General features: G+C 65.1%; 13 protein-coding genes. 10 read left to right on the plus strand and 3 right to left on the minus strand.

Annotated features, from left to right (window positions below):
• Positions 1-233: 233 nt before the first annotated feature.
• Positions 234-1,490 (minus strand): transcription termination factor Rho, encoded by a 1,257-nt coding sequence (gene rho, locus CAL28_RS09920; protein WP_094841231.1) that lies wholly within the window; start codon positions 1,488-1,490, stop codon positions 234-236.
• An 83-nt stretch (positions 1,491-1,573) separates the two neighbouring features.
• Complete coding sequence (trxA, locus tag CAL28_RS09925; RefSeq protein ID WP_141218158.1) at positions 1,574-1,900, minus strand: thioredoxin TrxA; 327 nt, start codon at positions 1,898-1,900, stop codon at positions 1,574-1,576.
• A gap of 294 nt (positions 1,901-2,194) precedes the next feature.
• Here trxA and CAL28_RS09930 point away from each other — a divergent pair, with 294 nt between their 5' ends.
• The 8 genes from CAL28_RS09930 (at position 2,195) to CAL28_RS09965 (ending at position 11,790) form a co-directional block, all read left to right on the plus strand.
• Positions 2,195-4,156: a DNA topoisomerase IV subunit B gene (locus tag CAL28_RS09930; RefSeq protein ID WP_254926074.1), complete on the plus strand. Its 1,962-nt coding sequence runs from the start codon at positions 2,195-2,197 to the stop codon at positions 4,154-4,156.
• A 50-nt stretch (positions 4,157-4,206) separates the two neighbouring features.
• Positions 4,207-6,516 (plus strand): DNA topoisomerase IV subunit A, encoded by a 2,310-nt coding sequence (gene parC / locus CAL28_RS09935; RefSeq protein ID WP_094841233.1) that lies wholly within the window; start codon positions 4,207-4,209, stop codon positions 6,514-6,516.
• A gap of 405 nt (positions 6,517-6,921) precedes the next feature.
• Positions 6,922-7,485, plus strand: a complete 564-nt coding sequence (locus tag CAL28_RS09940) for a MarR family winged helix-turn-helix transcriptional regulator (protein ID WP_094841234.1) — start codon at positions 6,922-6,924, stop codon at positions 7,483-7,485.
• Positions 7,482-8,030, plus strand: a complete 549-nt coding sequence (ectA, locus tag CAL28_RS09945; RefSeq protein ID WP_094841235.1) for a diaminobutyrate acetyltransferase — start codon at positions 7,482-7,484, stop codon at positions 8,028-8,030. Before CAL28_RS09940 ends, ectA begins: the two co-directional genes overlap by 4 nt.
• Positions 8,031-8,127: 97 nt before the next feature.
• A complete protein-coding gene (gene ectB, locus CAL28_RS09950; protein WP_094841236.1) occupies positions 8,128-9,435 on the plus strand; it encodes a diaminobutyrate--2-oxoglutarate transaminase in 1,308 nt (435 codons plus the stop codon).
• On the plus strand, positions 9,432-9,830 hold the full coding sequence (locus CAL28_RS09955; protein ID WP_094841237.1) for an ectoine synthase: 399 nt from the start codon (positions 9,432-9,434) through the stop codon (positions 9,828-9,830). Before ectB ends, CAL28_RS09955 begins: the two co-directional genes overlap by 4 nt.
• Before the next feature lie 31 nt (positions 9,831-9,861).
• Positions 9,862-10,785: an ectoine hydroxylase gene (gene thpD / locus CAL28_RS09960; protein ID WP_094841238.1), complete on the plus strand. Its 924-nt coding sequence runs from the start codon at positions 9,862-9,864 to the stop codon at positions 10,783-10,785.
• 126 nt (positions 10,786-10,911) lie between these two features.
• Positions 10,912-11,790, plus strand: a complete 879-nt coding sequence (locus CAL28_RS09965; RefSeq protein WP_094841239.1) for an MOSC domain-containing protein — start codon at positions 10,912-10,914, stop codon at positions 11,788-11,790.
• Between the two features lie 55 nt (positions 11,791-11,845).
• Here the strand turns inward: CAL28_RS09965 and sugE are convergent, their stop codons facing one another.
• Entirely contained in the window at positions 11,846-12,166 is a 321-nt protein-coding gene (sugE, locus tag CAL28_RS09970; RefSeq protein ID WP_094841240.1) for a quaternary ammonium compound efflux SMR transporter SugE, read from the minus strand.
• A 120-nt stretch (positions 12,167-12,286) separates the two neighbouring features.
• Between sugE and CAL28_RS09975 the strand changes: the two genes are divergently transcribed.
• Complete coding sequence (locus CAL28_RS09975) at positions 12,287-13,333, plus strand: CDP-6-deoxy-delta-3,4-glucoseen reductase (RefSeq protein ID WP_094844537.1); 1,047 nt, start codon at positions 12,287-12,289, stop codon at positions 13,331-13,333.
• 171 nt (positions 13,334-13,504) lie between these two features.
• Positions 13,505-14,761 carry a D-amino acid dehydrogenase gene (locus CAL28_RS09980; RefSeq protein WP_094841241.1) on the plus strand — a complete coding sequence of 419 codons (1,257 nt, stop codon included), beginning with the start codon at positions 13,505-13,507 and terminating at the stop codon, positions 14,759-14,761.
• Positions 14,762-14,764: the final 3 nt, after the last annotated feature.

Below are 14,764 nucleotides of genomic sequence, written 5' to 3' on the forward strand. Positions count from 1 at the left end.
ACCGCGCAAAAAAACAGGTGCGGCAGACCCGGGACGCCGAGGATCCGACTCCGCCGGTCCTCCAGCGTCGCCCCCTTGAGGGGGAAGCGCGCAGCGCTTCGGGGTGTGGGCACTCCACCACACCACCGCGCAAAAAACAGGTGCGGCAGACCCGGGACGCCGAGGATCCGGCTCCGCCGGTCCTCCAGCGTCGCCCCCCTGGGGGGGAAGCGCGCAGCGCTTCGGGGGGGAGCCTACTTCTTCATCATGTCGAAGAATTCGGCATTCGTCTTGGTGGCGCGCATCTTGTCCAGGATGAATTCCATGGCCTGGATTTCGTCCATGTCGTGGATGAACTTGCGCAGCACCCAGACCTTCTGCAGAAGCTCCGGCTTGATCAGCAGTTCTTCGCGTCGCGTACCGGACTTGTTCAGGTTGATGGACGGATAGACGCGCTTTTCGGCCAGGCGGCGTTCCAGGTGCACTTCGGAGTTGCCGGTGCCCTTGAATTCCTCGTAGATGACTTCGTCCATCCGGCTGCCCGTTTCGATCAGGGCCGTGCCGATGATGGTCAGCGAACCGCCTTCTTCCACATTGCGCGCGGCGCCGAAGAAGCGCTTGGGGCGCTGCAGCGCATTGGCGTCGACACCGCCGGTCAGCACCTTGCCGGAAGCGGGTACCACCGTGTTGTAGGCGCGCGCCAGGCGGGTGATGGAGTCGAGCAGGATCACCACGTCTTTTTTCAGTTCGACCAGGCGCTTGGCCTTTTCGATGACCATTTCGGCCACCTGCACGTGGCGCGTGGCGGGTTCGTCGAACGTCGACGCAACGACCTCGCCGCGCACGGTGCGCTGCATTTCCGTGACTTCTTCCGGGCGCTCGTCCACCAGCAGCACGATCATGACCGCGTCGGGGAAGTTCGTCGTGATGGCATGCGCGATATGCTGCATCATCACGGTCTTGCCCGACTTGGGGCTGGCGACGATCAGTCCGCGCTGGCCTTTGCCGATGGGGGCGAAGATATCCAGGATGCGACCGGTCAGGTTCTCTTCGCTCTTGATGTCCCGTTCCAGACGCATCGCCTGGTTGGGATGCAGCGGCGTCAGGTTCTCGAACATGATCCGATGCTTGATCGCCTCGGGCGCCAGTCCGTTGACCTTGTCCACCTTCACCAGCGCGAAATAACGCTCGCCGTCCTTGGGCGTACGCACCTCGCCCTCGATCGAATCGCCGGTATGCAGGTTGAAGCGGCGGATCTGCGAGGGGGAAATATAGATGTCGTCGGTGCTCGCCAGATACGAGGTATCGGGCGACCGCAGGAAACCGAAGCCATCCGGCAGGACTTCCAGCACGCCGTCGCCGAAGATCTGCTCGCCTTGCTTGGCGCGCTTCTTCATGATGGCGAACATCAGCTCCTGCTTGCGCAGGCGGTTGGCGTTCTCGATTTCCAGGGAGGCGGCAAGTTCCAGCAATTTGGAGACGTGTTGCGCCTTTAGTTCATTCAGGTGCATTGCGTTGATTTATCGGGGGAGGTAAAGAGAGAGAGGGCGGCGGGCCACGGACGGGCCCGCGCGAACGGAGGAACAAACGCTGTTTACAAGGCGCTGTCCAGGAAGGCGGTGAGCTGGGACTTCGACAGGGCGCCGACCTTGGTCGCCGCGGCCTTGCCATCCTTGAAAAGCATCAGGGTGGGGATGCCGCGGATGCCGTACTTGCCCGGAGTGTCGCCGTTTTCGTCGACATTGAGCTTGGCGATGGTGACGCGGCCCGCGTATTCCTTGGCGACTTCTTCCAGGATGGGGGCGATCATTTTGCAGGGGCCGCACCATTCCGCCCAGTAATCCACCAGCACGGGGAGGTCGGCCTTCAAAACGTCGGCATCGAAGCTGGCGTCGCTGACATGCTTGATTTGGTCACTCATGACTTTTCTCGTTGCTTTGCGGCGGGGAGGCGTGCTTCGACCCGCCACTCTTGAGTTGGCAGGATTAAAGCATACCACTGTCCATCCGAACAGGCGTCACCGGTTTTTGTGTAGGATAACCAGCCTTGCGGCAGGGGCGGCTGGCGCCGACAGCCCCGTCCCAGGGGCACGCACCCCGTCCGCCCAGGGTACGCCCGGCAGGCTGCTCAGGATCTGCGCATCCCAGTTCGCGGCGCGCCAATGCTGGGCCTTTTCTTAGAATGTCGGTTTTTTTCCACAGATGTTGGGGATAACTTGGCCACACCACGTTATACAGAGGCGTCCATCCGGGTCCTGAAGGGCCTGGAACCCGTGCGGCAACGCCCGGGCATGTACACCCGTACCGAAAATCCGCTGCACATCGTGCAGGAAGTCATCGACAACGCCGCCGACGAGGCGCTGGCCGGCAACGGCAAGCACATCCTGGTCATCATGCATGCGGACGGCAGCGTGTCGGTCGAGGACGATGGCCGCGGCATCCCGGTGGGCATGCACCCGGAAGAAAACGCCCCGGTGGTGGAATTGGTGTTCACGCGCCTGCACGCCGGCGGCAAGTTCGATAAGCAGGGGGGCGGGGCCTATGCGTTTTCCGGCGGCCTGCACGGCGTCGGCGTCTCGGTCACCAATGCCCTGTCCACCCGCATGGAGGTCATCGTGTGGCGCGACGGCGGCGTCCATCGCATGGTCTTTCGCGATGGCGAGGTCGCCGAACCGCTCGCGCCTTTCAGCGGCGTGGCGAAGAAGAAGTCCGGCACCCGTGTGCGCGTCTGGCCCGATCCCGCCTATTTCGACCATCCCAACATCCCGTTGGCCGAACTGACGCAGCTGCTGCGCAGCAAGGCGGTGCTGCTGCCCGGTACCCGGGTCACCCTGACGGTGGAAAAGACGGGCGACAGCAAGACCTGGCTGTACGAGGACGGCCTGCGCGGCTACCTGACCGAAGCCCTGGGCGGCGCGGAGCTGATGATCCCGATGTTCGAGGGTAGCCAGTACGCCGGCGCGGACCACGACACCTTCGCCGAAGGCGAGGGCGCGCAATGGGTGGTCGCCTGGACCGAGGACGGCAATGCCGTGCGCGAATCCTACGTCAACCTGATCCCCACGCCGGCCGGCGGGACGCATGAATCCGGTTTGCGCGAGGGCCTGTTCGCCGCCGTCAAGAGCTTCGCCGAACTGCACAGCCTGCTGCCCAAGGGCGTCAAGCTGCTGCCGGAAGACGTGTTCGCGCGCGCCAGCTTCGTGTTGTCGGCCAAGGTGCTGGACCCGCAGTTCCAGGGGCAGATCAAGGAAAGGCTGAACAGCCGCGATGCGGTTCGGCTGGTCGGCGGCTTTACGCGCGGCGCGCTGGATCTTTGGCTGCACAGCAACGTCGAATACGGCCGCAAGCTGGCGGAACTGGCGATACGCCAGGCACAGGCGCGGGCGCGGTCGGCCCAGCGCGTCGAAAAACGCAAAAGTTCCGGCGTGGCCGTGCTGCCCGGCAAGCTTACCGATTGCGAATCCAGCGATGTGTCGCGCACGGAGGTCTTCCTGGTAGAGGGCGATTCGGCCGGCGGTTCGGCCAAAATGGGGCGCGATAAAGAGTTCCAGGCCATCCTGCCGCTGCGCGGCAAGGTGCTGAATTCGTGGGAAGTCGAACGCGACCGCCTGTTCGCCAATAACGAAATCCACGATATCGCGGTGGCCATCGGCGTGGACCCGCACGGGCCTGGCGATACGCCGGATCTCTCCGGGCTGCGCTACGGCCGCATCTGCATTCTTTCGGACGCGGACGTGGACGGCTCGCATATCCAGGTGCTGCTGCTGACGCTCTTCTACAAGCATTTCCCCAAGCTTGTGGAGGCGGGCAACGTCTATGTGGCGCGGCCGCCGCTGTTCCGCGTGGACGTGCCGGCGCAAGGCAAGCGTCCGCCGCGCAAGATCTATTGCCTGGACGCCGGCGAACTGGAGGCCGTCCAGGACAAGCTGCGCAAGGAAGGCCAGCGCGAAGGCAGCTGGAGCATCAGCCGCTTCAAGGGCCTGGGCGAAATGAGCCCCGAGCAATTGTGGGAAACCACCATGAATCCGGACACGCGCCGCCTGCTCCCGGTCAGCTACGGCGACCTGGATCCGGAGCAGACGACGCGCGTTTTCGACATGCTCATGGGCAAGGGGGAATCGGCCCAGCGCCGTTCCTGGCTGGAAGAAAAAGGCAATCTCGCCGAACTGGATATCTGATGGCGATGCCGCGCCGGTGCGCCGGCGCGGCATGGCAATGACGCGACACCATGACCGATAGCAATCAACAAGGCTTGTTCGATACCGACTCGGGCGACGCCGCCATCACCCTGGGGCGCTACGCCGAACAGGCCTACCTGGACTACGCCGTATCCGTCGTGCGCGGCCGTGCCCTGCCCGACGTGGGCGACGGGCAGAAACCCGTGCAGCGACGCATCCTGTACGCCATGCAGGCCATGGGCCTGGGGCCCACCGCCAAGCCGGTGAAGTCCGCCCGCGTGGTGGGCGATGTGCTGGGCAAATACCATCCGCACGGCGACCAGGCCGCCTATGACGCCATGGTCCGCATGGCGCAGAGTTTCACGCTGCGCTACCCGCTGGTGGACGGGCAGGGCAACTTCGGCTCGCGCGACGGCGACAACGCGGCGGCGATGCGCTACACCGAGGCACGCCTGACGCCCATCGCCCGGCTGCTGCTGGACGAACTCGAGGAAGGCACGGTCGACTTCGTGCCCAACTACGACGGCAGCTACCAGGAGCCGCAGATGCTGCCGGCGCGGCTGCCGGTCATGCTGCTGAACGGCGCTTCCGGCATCGCCGTCGGCATGGCCACGGAAATCCCCTCGCACAACCTGCGGGAGGTCGCCCAGGCCTGCGTGGCGCTGCTCAAGCACCCCACGCTGGCCGACGCCGAGCTCTACGCCATGGTCCCCGGCCCGGACTTCGCCGGCGGCGGGCAGATCATCACGCCGGCCGAAGACATCGCGCAGATCTACAACAGTGGCCGCGGTTCGCTGAAGGCGCGCGCGCGCTGGCAATTCGAGGAACTGGCGCGCGGGCAATGGCAGCTGGTGGTCACCGAACTGCCGCCCGGCGCATCGTGCCAGCGCGTGCTGGAGGAAATCGAGGAACTGACCAATCCTAAGGTCAAGGCCGGCAAGAAGGCCTTGACCGCGGACCAGCAGCAGGCCAAGGCCCAGATGCTGGGCCTGCTGGATGCCGTGCGCGACGAGTCGGGCAAGGATGCCGCCGTGCGCCTGGTCTTCGAGCCCAAGACCTCGCGCGTGGATCGCGACGAATTCGTCAATACCCTGCTGGCTCAAACCAGCATGGAAAGCAGCGTTCCGGTCAACCTGGTCTGCATCGGGACCGACGGCCGTCCGCGCCAGAAGCCGTTGCGGGAGATCCTGCTCGAATGGCTGGCGTTCCGCACGGACACTGTCATTCGCCGCACGCGCCACCGCCTGGACAAGGTCATCGACCGTATCCATGTGCTGGAGGGGCGCATGGTGGTCTACCTGAACGTCGACGAGGTCATCCAGACGATCCGGGAATCCGACGAGCCCCGGGCCGCGCTGATGCAGCGATTCAAGCTGAGCGAACGCCAGGCCGAGGACATCCTGGAAATGCGCCTGCGTCAGTTGGCGCGCCTGGATGGCATCAAGGTCGAGCAGGAGCTCGCCGACAAGCGCGAGGAACAGGCCAAGCTGCAGGAACTGCTGGACAACCCCTCGTCCCTGAAGCGGACCATCGTCCGCGAGATCGAAGCCGACGCCAAGCAATATGGCGACGAGCGGCGCACGCTGATCGAGGCGGCCGAGCGCGCGGTGATGGAAACACGCGTGGTCGATGAACCGGTCACGGTCATCGTGTCCCAGAAGGGCTGGCTGCGGGCCCGCCAGGGCCACGGCCACGACGCCACGCAATTCGGTTTCAAGCAGGGCGACGACCTGTACGGCGCCTTCGAATGCCGCACCACCGATACGCTGATCGCGCTGGGCGACAACGGCCGGGCTTATACGGTCGCGGTCGCCAATCTGCCGTCCGCGCGCGGCGACGGCCAGCCGGTCACCACCATGATCGACCTGGCTTCGGGCACGCGCATCGTGCATATGATCGCGGCCGCCGGCGACACCCGCTGGCTGTTCGCCACCCAGGGCGGTTTCGGCTTTGTCGCGCGCCTTTCGGACATGACCAGCCGCCAGCGCGCCGGCAAGCAGTTCGTCACCCTGGAGGACGGCGACGCGCTGTTGCGTCCGGTGCCGGTTTTCGACGGCGCACAACGCCTGGCGCTGTTGTCGGGCAAGGGCAAGTTCCTGCTGTTCGGGCTGGACGAAGTCAAGACACTGGCCGGCGGCGGCCGGGGCACCATACTGATGGGGTTGGACGGTGGCGATGTCCTCGCCCAGGTGGTTCCCATCGGCGCCAAGGGCCTGCGTGTCACGGGGATGTATCGCAACAAGCAGGTCGAAGACATCCTGACCGGCGCGGAGCTGCAAACCTACGTAGGCAAGCGCGCCCGCAAGGGCCGGCAGCTGGACGTGCGGCCCAAGCAGCCGGTGCTGTCGCCGGTGCTCTGACCGGTCGTTCCATCCCGGCATCCCGAGCCGGCGGTTCACGGGTGATATCCCGCGACCGCCGGCTTTTTTGTCGCCGTCGCGCCGTGCCGTCGTGGGGAAGGCCGACGCATTCCCGCCCCGCCTGATGGCGCAAGCCCGGCCCCCGCCAGGCCTTGGAGGGCAGGCGGGCCGGTATCCGCATGGCTGCGGCCGGGGCTTGTCAGCGCACGTTCGTTTGGCGCGCGAAGGCGGGGAACATATTCGCTGACAGGTGGCGTGTCGGAAGGTAAGAGAGGGTGAAGGTCGGTGCAAACCCGCATTTCGGGGTTCACAGGATCCGCTTGCACCCATATAATTCGTACTCAAATCAATTCAGCAGAATTTATTTCTGTATAAATTTTGCTTGGCAGACTAATTTCAGCACCTATGACTGAACACGCCCATCCTGAAACCGCCGTGCCGGCCGCGACCGCGCAGCAGTACGACCTGCGCATCCTGCGCGCGCTGCGGCGCATTACCCGGTCGATTGCGCTGCATTCGCGGCAATTGGCCGCCATCAGCCACATCACCGCGCCCCAGCTCATGTGCCTGCGCACCGTGATCGCGCTGGGCCCGCTCACGTCCACGGCCATCAGCCGCGAGATCCACGTCAGCCCCAGCACGGTGGTCGGCATCCTGGACCGCCTGGAAGACAAGGGACTGATTCGCCGCGAACGCGGCCGGGAGGACCGGCGCACGGTGTTCGTCACCGCGACCGTCGCCGGCATCGAGCTGGCCAAGCAGGCTCCGTCCCCCTTGCAGAAGCACCTGGCCGACGCATTGAACGCGTTGCCCGAACTCGAACAGGCCACGATCACGCTGTCGCTGGAGCGCATCGTCGCGCTGATGGAACAGGGCGGCCAGGCCGCACCGGCCGACGCGCACGACGCTTCTCCCATCCTCGATGTGCCGACCAGCGGTCCCGCGCCCGAATCGGGCCTGGTGGTATGAACAGGGCCTTCGATATGCGCGCGGCCACCCCGCTGGCCGCGCAGGAGCCCTCGCATCTGTTCCGGATTCCGCGCCCGCCCGATGGTGCCGTGATCCACCGGCTGGTGGGCGATTGCCCGCCGCTGGACCAGAACACCGTGTATGCCTATCTGTTGTTGTGCGAGCACTTCCCGGCCACCTGCGTGGTCGCGGAAAGCCCCGGCGGCAGCATCGACGGTTTCGTGTCGGCCTACGTGCCGCCGGGCCGGACGGACCGTCTGTTCGTCTGGCAGGTCGCGGTGCATGAGCGCGCCCGCGGCCAGCGCCTGGCCCGCCGCATGTTGCACGCGCTGCTGCGCCGTCCGGAACTGGCGGACATCCGCCATGTGGAAACGACCGTCGGCCCCGACAACCATGCGTCGCGCCGTACTTTCATCAGTCTCGCCGGCGACCTTGGCGCCCACGTGGCTGAACAGCCGTTCTTCGGCAAGCAGTTGTTCGGCCAGGCCGATCACGACGACGAGATGTTGCTCAGAATCGGACCGATCGCGTCGATTCCGCGCTGAGCGGATCGTCGCGGCATCCCCTTGACGCGGAAAGGCGCGCCGCCGTAACGGCGCTTCGCGTTTTCCCGTTATTCACCCTCAGTAAGGAGAAAACGATATGGACCTGAAAATCTTCGAGCGCATGGAGTCGGAAGTACGCGGCTACATACGGTCTTTCCCGGTGATTTTCAACCAGGCGCGCGGCTCGTTGCTGATCGACGAAGAAGGGACCGAATACATCGACTTCTTCAGTGGCGCGGGTACCTTGAACTACGGGCACAACAATCCGCTGTTCAAGTCCCGCCTCATGGACTACCTGGCTTCCGATGGCGTCGTGCACGGCCTGGACATGGCTACCAGCGCCAAGAAGCACTTCCTGGAGACGGTGGATCGCGTGCTGTTGCAGCCGCGCAAGTGGCAATACACGCTGCAGTTCACCGGCCCCACCGGCACCAATGCCGTCGAGGCGGCGCTGAAGATCGCCCGCCAGGTGAAAGGCCGCTCCAACATCATTTCCTTCACGCACGCCTTCCACGGTGTCAGCGGCGGCTCGCTCCCGGCCACGGCCAACGCCAAGTTCCGCGATGCGGCCGGGTACTCGCTGGCCAACACCACGTTCATGCCCTATGACGGCTATTTCGGCGCGGACGTGGACACCATGGCATACCTGGAGCGCATGCTGGACGATCCCAGCAGCGGCATGGACAAGCCGGCCGCCGTCATCGTCGAGACGGTGCAGGGCGAAGGCGGCGTCAATGTCGCCACCCTGCGCTGGCTGAAGGAACTGGAAAAAGTCTGCCGGCGCCACGACATGTTGCTGATCGTCGACGACATCCAGGTCGGCTGCGGCCGCACGGGCAAGTTCTTCAGTTTCGAAACCGCGGGTATCAGCCCGGACATCATCACGCTCTCCAAATCGCTGTCGGGCTTTGGACTGCCCATGTCGCTGGTGCTGATGAAGCCCGAACTGGATGTCTGGAAGCCGGGCGCACACAGCGGGACGTTCCGCGGCAACAACCTGGCCTTCGTTACCGCCGCCGCGGCCCTCGACACGTATTGGGCCGACCCGGCCTTCTCGCGCGAGGTCCTGCGCAAGGAACGCCTGGTGCGCGACTGGCTGGAAAACCTGGCGCACAGCTATCCCGGCAGTGGCCTGGTGGTACGCGGTCGCGGCCTGATCCAGGGCCTGGTGACGGCCGGCCAGCCGGAACTGGCCAACCGTATCGCGCGCAAGGCGTTCGAACGCGGCATCGTCATCGAAACATCCGGCGCCCACGACGAGGTGCTCAAGCTGCTGCCTGCGCTCACCATCGAAGACGAATTGCTCAAGCGGGGCCTCGATGCCATCGAGGCCAGTGTGGCCGAAGTGCTGGCCGAAACCGGGCAGTCTGCCCGCATCCTGAAATTCGGAGGAAAACGCCAATGATCGTACGCAACGTAAAAGATGTCGTCGGGACCCAGGACGAGGTCCGCACCGATACCTGGATGAGCCGGCGCGTGCTCCTCAAGAAAGACGGCATGGGATTCTCGTTTCATGAGACCACCATTTTCCCCGGGACGCGGACCCACATTCATTACCGCAATCACCTCGAGGCGGTGTGGTGCATCGAAGGCGACGGCTCGCTGGAAACGATCGCCGACGGCAAGCGCTACGAACTGGGGCCCGGCGTCGTCTATGCCTTGAACGACCACGACGAGCATTGGTTGTGCGGGGGCGAGAAACCGCTGCGCGTCATCTGCGTCTTCAACCCGCCGCTCACCGGCCAGGAAGTACATGACAAAAATGGCGTGTACCCCCTGCCCGAAAAGGAAGCGGCTTGAGCCGCCCACCCCTGCGTATGGAGGAAACGTCATGATTTCACCCGCCAAAGACCGATACGCGTCGCGCACGGATCGTAGCGCGGGCATCGTTGCCCGCCATGATCCCGTGGTGTACGGAGACGGCCTTTATGCCGATGCGCTGACGCCGGAACAGGTCCAGGGCTACGACCGCGACGGCTTTCTGATGCTGGAGAACCTGCTGCCCCAGGCCGAAGTGGATGCGCTGATCGCCGAGATCAGACGCATGTCCCGCGACCAGGCCATCGTTCGCCGCGAGGAATCCATTACCGAGCCGGGCAGCAACGCGGTACGGTCCATTTTCATGGTGCACCAGCTCAGCCCCCTGGTCGGGCGGCTGGCGCGCGATCCGCGGCTGATCAATGTGGCGCGGCAGATCCTGGGATCGGAGGTCTACATCCACCAGTCGCGCGCCAACATGAAGCCGGGCTTCAAGGGCAAGGAATTCTATTGGCACTCGGATTTCGAAACCTGGCACGTCGAAGACGGCATGCCCGCCATGCGCGCGCTCAGCTGCTCGGTGCTGCTGACCGATAACACCGCCTGCAATGGTCCGCTGATGCTGGTGCCCGGCTCCCACCGGCACTTCATCTCGTGCATCGGCGAAACGCCCCAGGATCACTACAAGCAGTCGTTGAAGAAGCAGGAGTACGGCGTCCCCGACCCCGTCAGCCTGCAACTGCTGGTGGAGCAGGGGGGCATTCAGGCGATGACGGGCAAGGCCGGTTCGGTGGTGTTCTTCGATTGCAACACCATGCACGGGTCGAACAGCAATATCTCGCCCTCGCCGCGATCGAATGTGTTCATGGTCTACAACAGCGTTGAAAACGCACTGGGCGCGCCGAAATACGGACTGGCGCCGCGGCCCGAGCACATCGCCACCCGGGCCGGCTTCAAGGCCCTGACACCGTTGGACACGCTGAAGCTGGTCGGCTGAAAACCGCCCTCGGGCAAGCACCGGCCGGCGCGGACGTTATCGACGTTCCGTGCCGGTTTCTCGACATCGGGCCGCATGGGTTTATTGCTATGCTTGCGCGGTTCCCTTGTCTCCGTCCGGTCCTTCATGTCTCTGTCCGTCCGCAGCCTGCACATTTATCCCGTCAAGTCATGCGCGGGCATCGATGTCGAGGCGTCGCCCATCGATGCCGCCGGTCTAGCGTACGATCGCCGCTGGCTGATTGCCGCCGGCGCCAGGTTCCTGACGCAGCGGCAGCTTCCGGCCATGGCGCTGGTGCGCACGGCCCTGACGGCGTCCCACCTGCAACTGACCGCCCCCGGGATGCCCTTGCTGGAAGTTCCCCTGGACGGGTCCGGCCTGGCCGGGCGCGATGAGCCGGTCACGGTATGGCGCGATACCTTCCCCGCGCGCGCCGAAAGCGAGGCCGCGGCGCAGTGGCTCAGTGCCTTCCTGGGCGTTTCCTGTCGCCTGTACAGGATCGATATCGCCGGCGCGGGCCGCGTCGTCAGCCGCGACTGGGTGGGCCGCTGGCGCCAGGAGCATGCCGACCTGGCGGCCGGTTTCGAGGCCAGTCCCGTGTTCGGTTTCGCCGACGGCTTTCCCTTGCTGATCGCCAACCAGGCGTCGCTGGACGAACTGAACGCCCAATTGCGGACCAAGGGCCACCCGCCCGTTCCAATGGATCGCTTCCGCCCCAACATCGTGCTCGCTGGCGAAGACCTCGGGGCATATGAAGAGGACCACGTGGCCTTGCTGGCGCGGGGCGACGATATCCGCTTCGCGCTGGTGAAACCGTGCACACGGTGCAGCATCCCGGACGTGGACCAGCGCACGGGGCAGCGGGGCGACGAACCCGGCCTGACGCTGACAGCCACGCGCAGCGTGGAATTGGGCGTCGTGTTCGGGCAGAACGCCATCGTCGACGCCCGCCCGGGCGCCGTCCTGCGCGTTGGCGACGAGATGTCGGTGGAATGGAATTTCTAGCGCGGCCACGAAGGCGGCCCGGCGGCACCCGGATGCGAGGGGCCGGCCAGTCGGGCTACGACGACCCCGAGAGCTTCAACCCCACCAGGCCGGTCACGATCAGGGCGACACTGGCCAGGCGCAGCCAGCCCAGGCCCTCGTCGAACAGGATGACACCGGCGATGAAGGCGCCCACGGTGCCTATTCCCACCCACACCGCGTAAGCCGTCCCGAGGGGCAGGGTGCGCATGGCGATGGCCAGCAGCCATACGCTGGCCACCATGCCGGCGATGGTAATGACGGACGGAACGATGCGGGTGAAGCCGTTGGTGTACTTCAGGCCCACCGCCCACACGATTTCACAGAGCCCCGCCAGGAACAGAATGACCCACGTCATGGACAACCTTCCGGCGCATAGCCTGCATAACGGCCCCGACTGCGCCTGCCCCGGGACGGCAAAAATTATAGAATGCCGGATTCGGTCCCGTTTCAGCCCCGTCACCGCTATCGCCGCGCCATGAGTTTCCAGGTCACCCTCACGCCCACCCAACACCAGTTCAAGGTTGAAGACGGGCAAACCGTCCTCGACGCGGCGCTGGCCGCCGGTTTTGTCCTGCCCTATAGCTGCCGCAGTGGTGCATGCTCCACCTGCAAGGGCAAGGTCCTGTCCGGCGAATTCGACGCCGGTCCGTATCCTGCCCAGATTCTGGCTCCGGAAGAGCTTGCCGCCGGCTATACGCTGTTGTGCCAGGCGCGGCCCGCTTCCGACCTGCTCGTGGAGTCGGCCGAGGTCCGCCTGGCCAGCGACATACAGATCCGCAAGCTTCCGTCCCGGGTGCAGGGCATCGAGCGCATCGTACCGGACGTCGCGGTGATCAAACTGCAACTTCCCGCGTCGGAAACCTTCCGTTTCCATGCCGGCCAGTACATCGAGCTCATCCTCAAGGAGGGGCGGCGCCGCAGTTACTCCATGGCGACCGCGCCGCATGCCGGCAGCCCCCTGGAACTGCACATCCGCCATATGCCGGGCGGCCATTTCACGGATCATGTATTCGGGGCCGGCGCCACGCAAATGAAAGAGCGGGAAATCCTGCGCATCGAAGGGCCTTTCGGGTCCTTCTTCTTGCGCGAGGATAGCGACAAGCCTATCGTGCTGCTGGCCAGCGGCACCGGTTTCGCGCCGATCAAGGCCATCGTCGAACACATGATCCACAAGCAGATCCGCCGGCCGGTCTCGCTCTATTGGGGCGGGCGCCGCCCGCGCGACCTCTACATGGACGCGCTGGCCGCTTCCTGGGCGGCCTCCGTGCCGGACTTCCGCTACATTCCCGTCATCTCCGACGCCTTGCCCGAAGATGGCTGGAGCGGCCGTACGGGCTTCGTGCACGAGGCCGTGATGCGCGATTTGACCGATCTTTCCGGTTATCAGGTGTATGCTTGCGGCGCCCCGGTCATGGTCGATGCGGCGCGCCGGGAATTTACCGCGCAGTGCGGCTTGCCGGCGGAAGAGTTCTACGCCGACGCGTTCACGTCCGAAGCCGATCTGGCCAAGGCGCGTCCGTGATGTCGGCGGATTGACATAGCAGCTTACAAGCAGATGGATGGCGATGCTTTTCAACGCCGGCGTTTCCATGCCGGCGCTGTGGGGCAGGGTAAACTTCCTTCCCAGGATTTCAACGGGATTTGACGTGCGCGGCTGAGGTCAGGCGTGCCCGTACCCAGGAGCTTGGCGCGAATGAGAATAGCGGTATTGGGAGCTGGCATCATCGGGATTTCCTCGGCGTGGTGGTTGCGCCAGGCCGGACACGATGTCGTGGTCATCGACCGGCGCACCGGTCCCGCGCAGGAAACCAGTCTCGCCAACGGCGCCCAGATATCCGTTTCTTATGCCGAGCCCTGGGCCAATCCGCAAGCACCCCTGAAGCTGATCAAGTGGCTGTTCCACGAGGACGCCCCGCTGCTGTTCCGGCCGCAGCTGGATTGGCGCCAGTGGGCATGGGGGCTGGCCTTCCTGCGCGAGTGCCTTCCCGGCCGGCTCGCGCCCAACATCCGCGCCATGGTGCGCATGGCCGAATACAGCCGCGCGACCTTGCGCGCGATGCGTACCGAACTGGGCATCGAATACGACCACCTGGAACGCGGCATCCTCAATTTCTATCGGGACGCCCACGAATTCGAGCTCTCGCAGAAGGCCGCCGGCGTCATGCGCGATTTCGGCGTGGAGCGGCGCATCATGACCGCCGATGAAGTGGTCGCGGTGGAACCGGCCCTGGCCTCGCAGCGCCACCGCATCGTCGGTGGCGATTACACGCCGGAAGACGAATCCGGCGACGTGCACATGTTCAGCGTCGCGCTGGCGCAGCGCTGCGCGGCGGCTGGCGTGGAGTTCCGCTATTCCACCCAGGTCACCCGCCTGGTGTCCGTCGGAGGCCGCGTCGACGCGGCAGAGGTCACCGGTCCGGAAGGCGTGTACGGCCAGATCCCCGCCGATGCCTTCGTCGTCGCCATGGGCAGCTATAGCCCGCTGCTGGTACGCCCGCTTGGCGTGCCATGCAACGTCTATCCCGCCAAGGGCTATTCCGCGACGTTCCCCATCGTCGATCCGGCGGCCGCGCCCACGGTCAGCCTTACCGACAGCAGCCACAAAGTCGTCTTTTCGCGCCTGGGCAACCGCCTGCGCATGGCCGGCACGGCTGAACTCGCGGGCTATTCCCGCGCTTTGAATCCCCAGCGCTGCGAGGCCATGACGCGCCTCGCGCGCGAGCTTTTCCCCGGCGCGCTCGACTTCGAGCGCGTCGCTTACTGGTCGGGCCTGCGCCCGTCCACTCCGTCGAACGTGCCCCTGATAGGCCGGACCCGCATTCCCAACCTGTACTTGAATACAGGACATGGAACGCTGGGTTGGACCATGGGGGTGGGTTCGGGCCGGGCTCTGGCCGATCTGCTCAGCGGACGCGCGCCGGAACCGGAGTTTCCTTTCATCGGTATGTAGACC

The sequence above is a fragment of the Bordetella genomosp. 11 genome, assembly GCF_002261215.1.
Lineage (GTDB): Bacteria > Pseudomonadota > Gammaproteobacteria > Burkholderiales > Burkholderiaceae_B > Bordetella_C.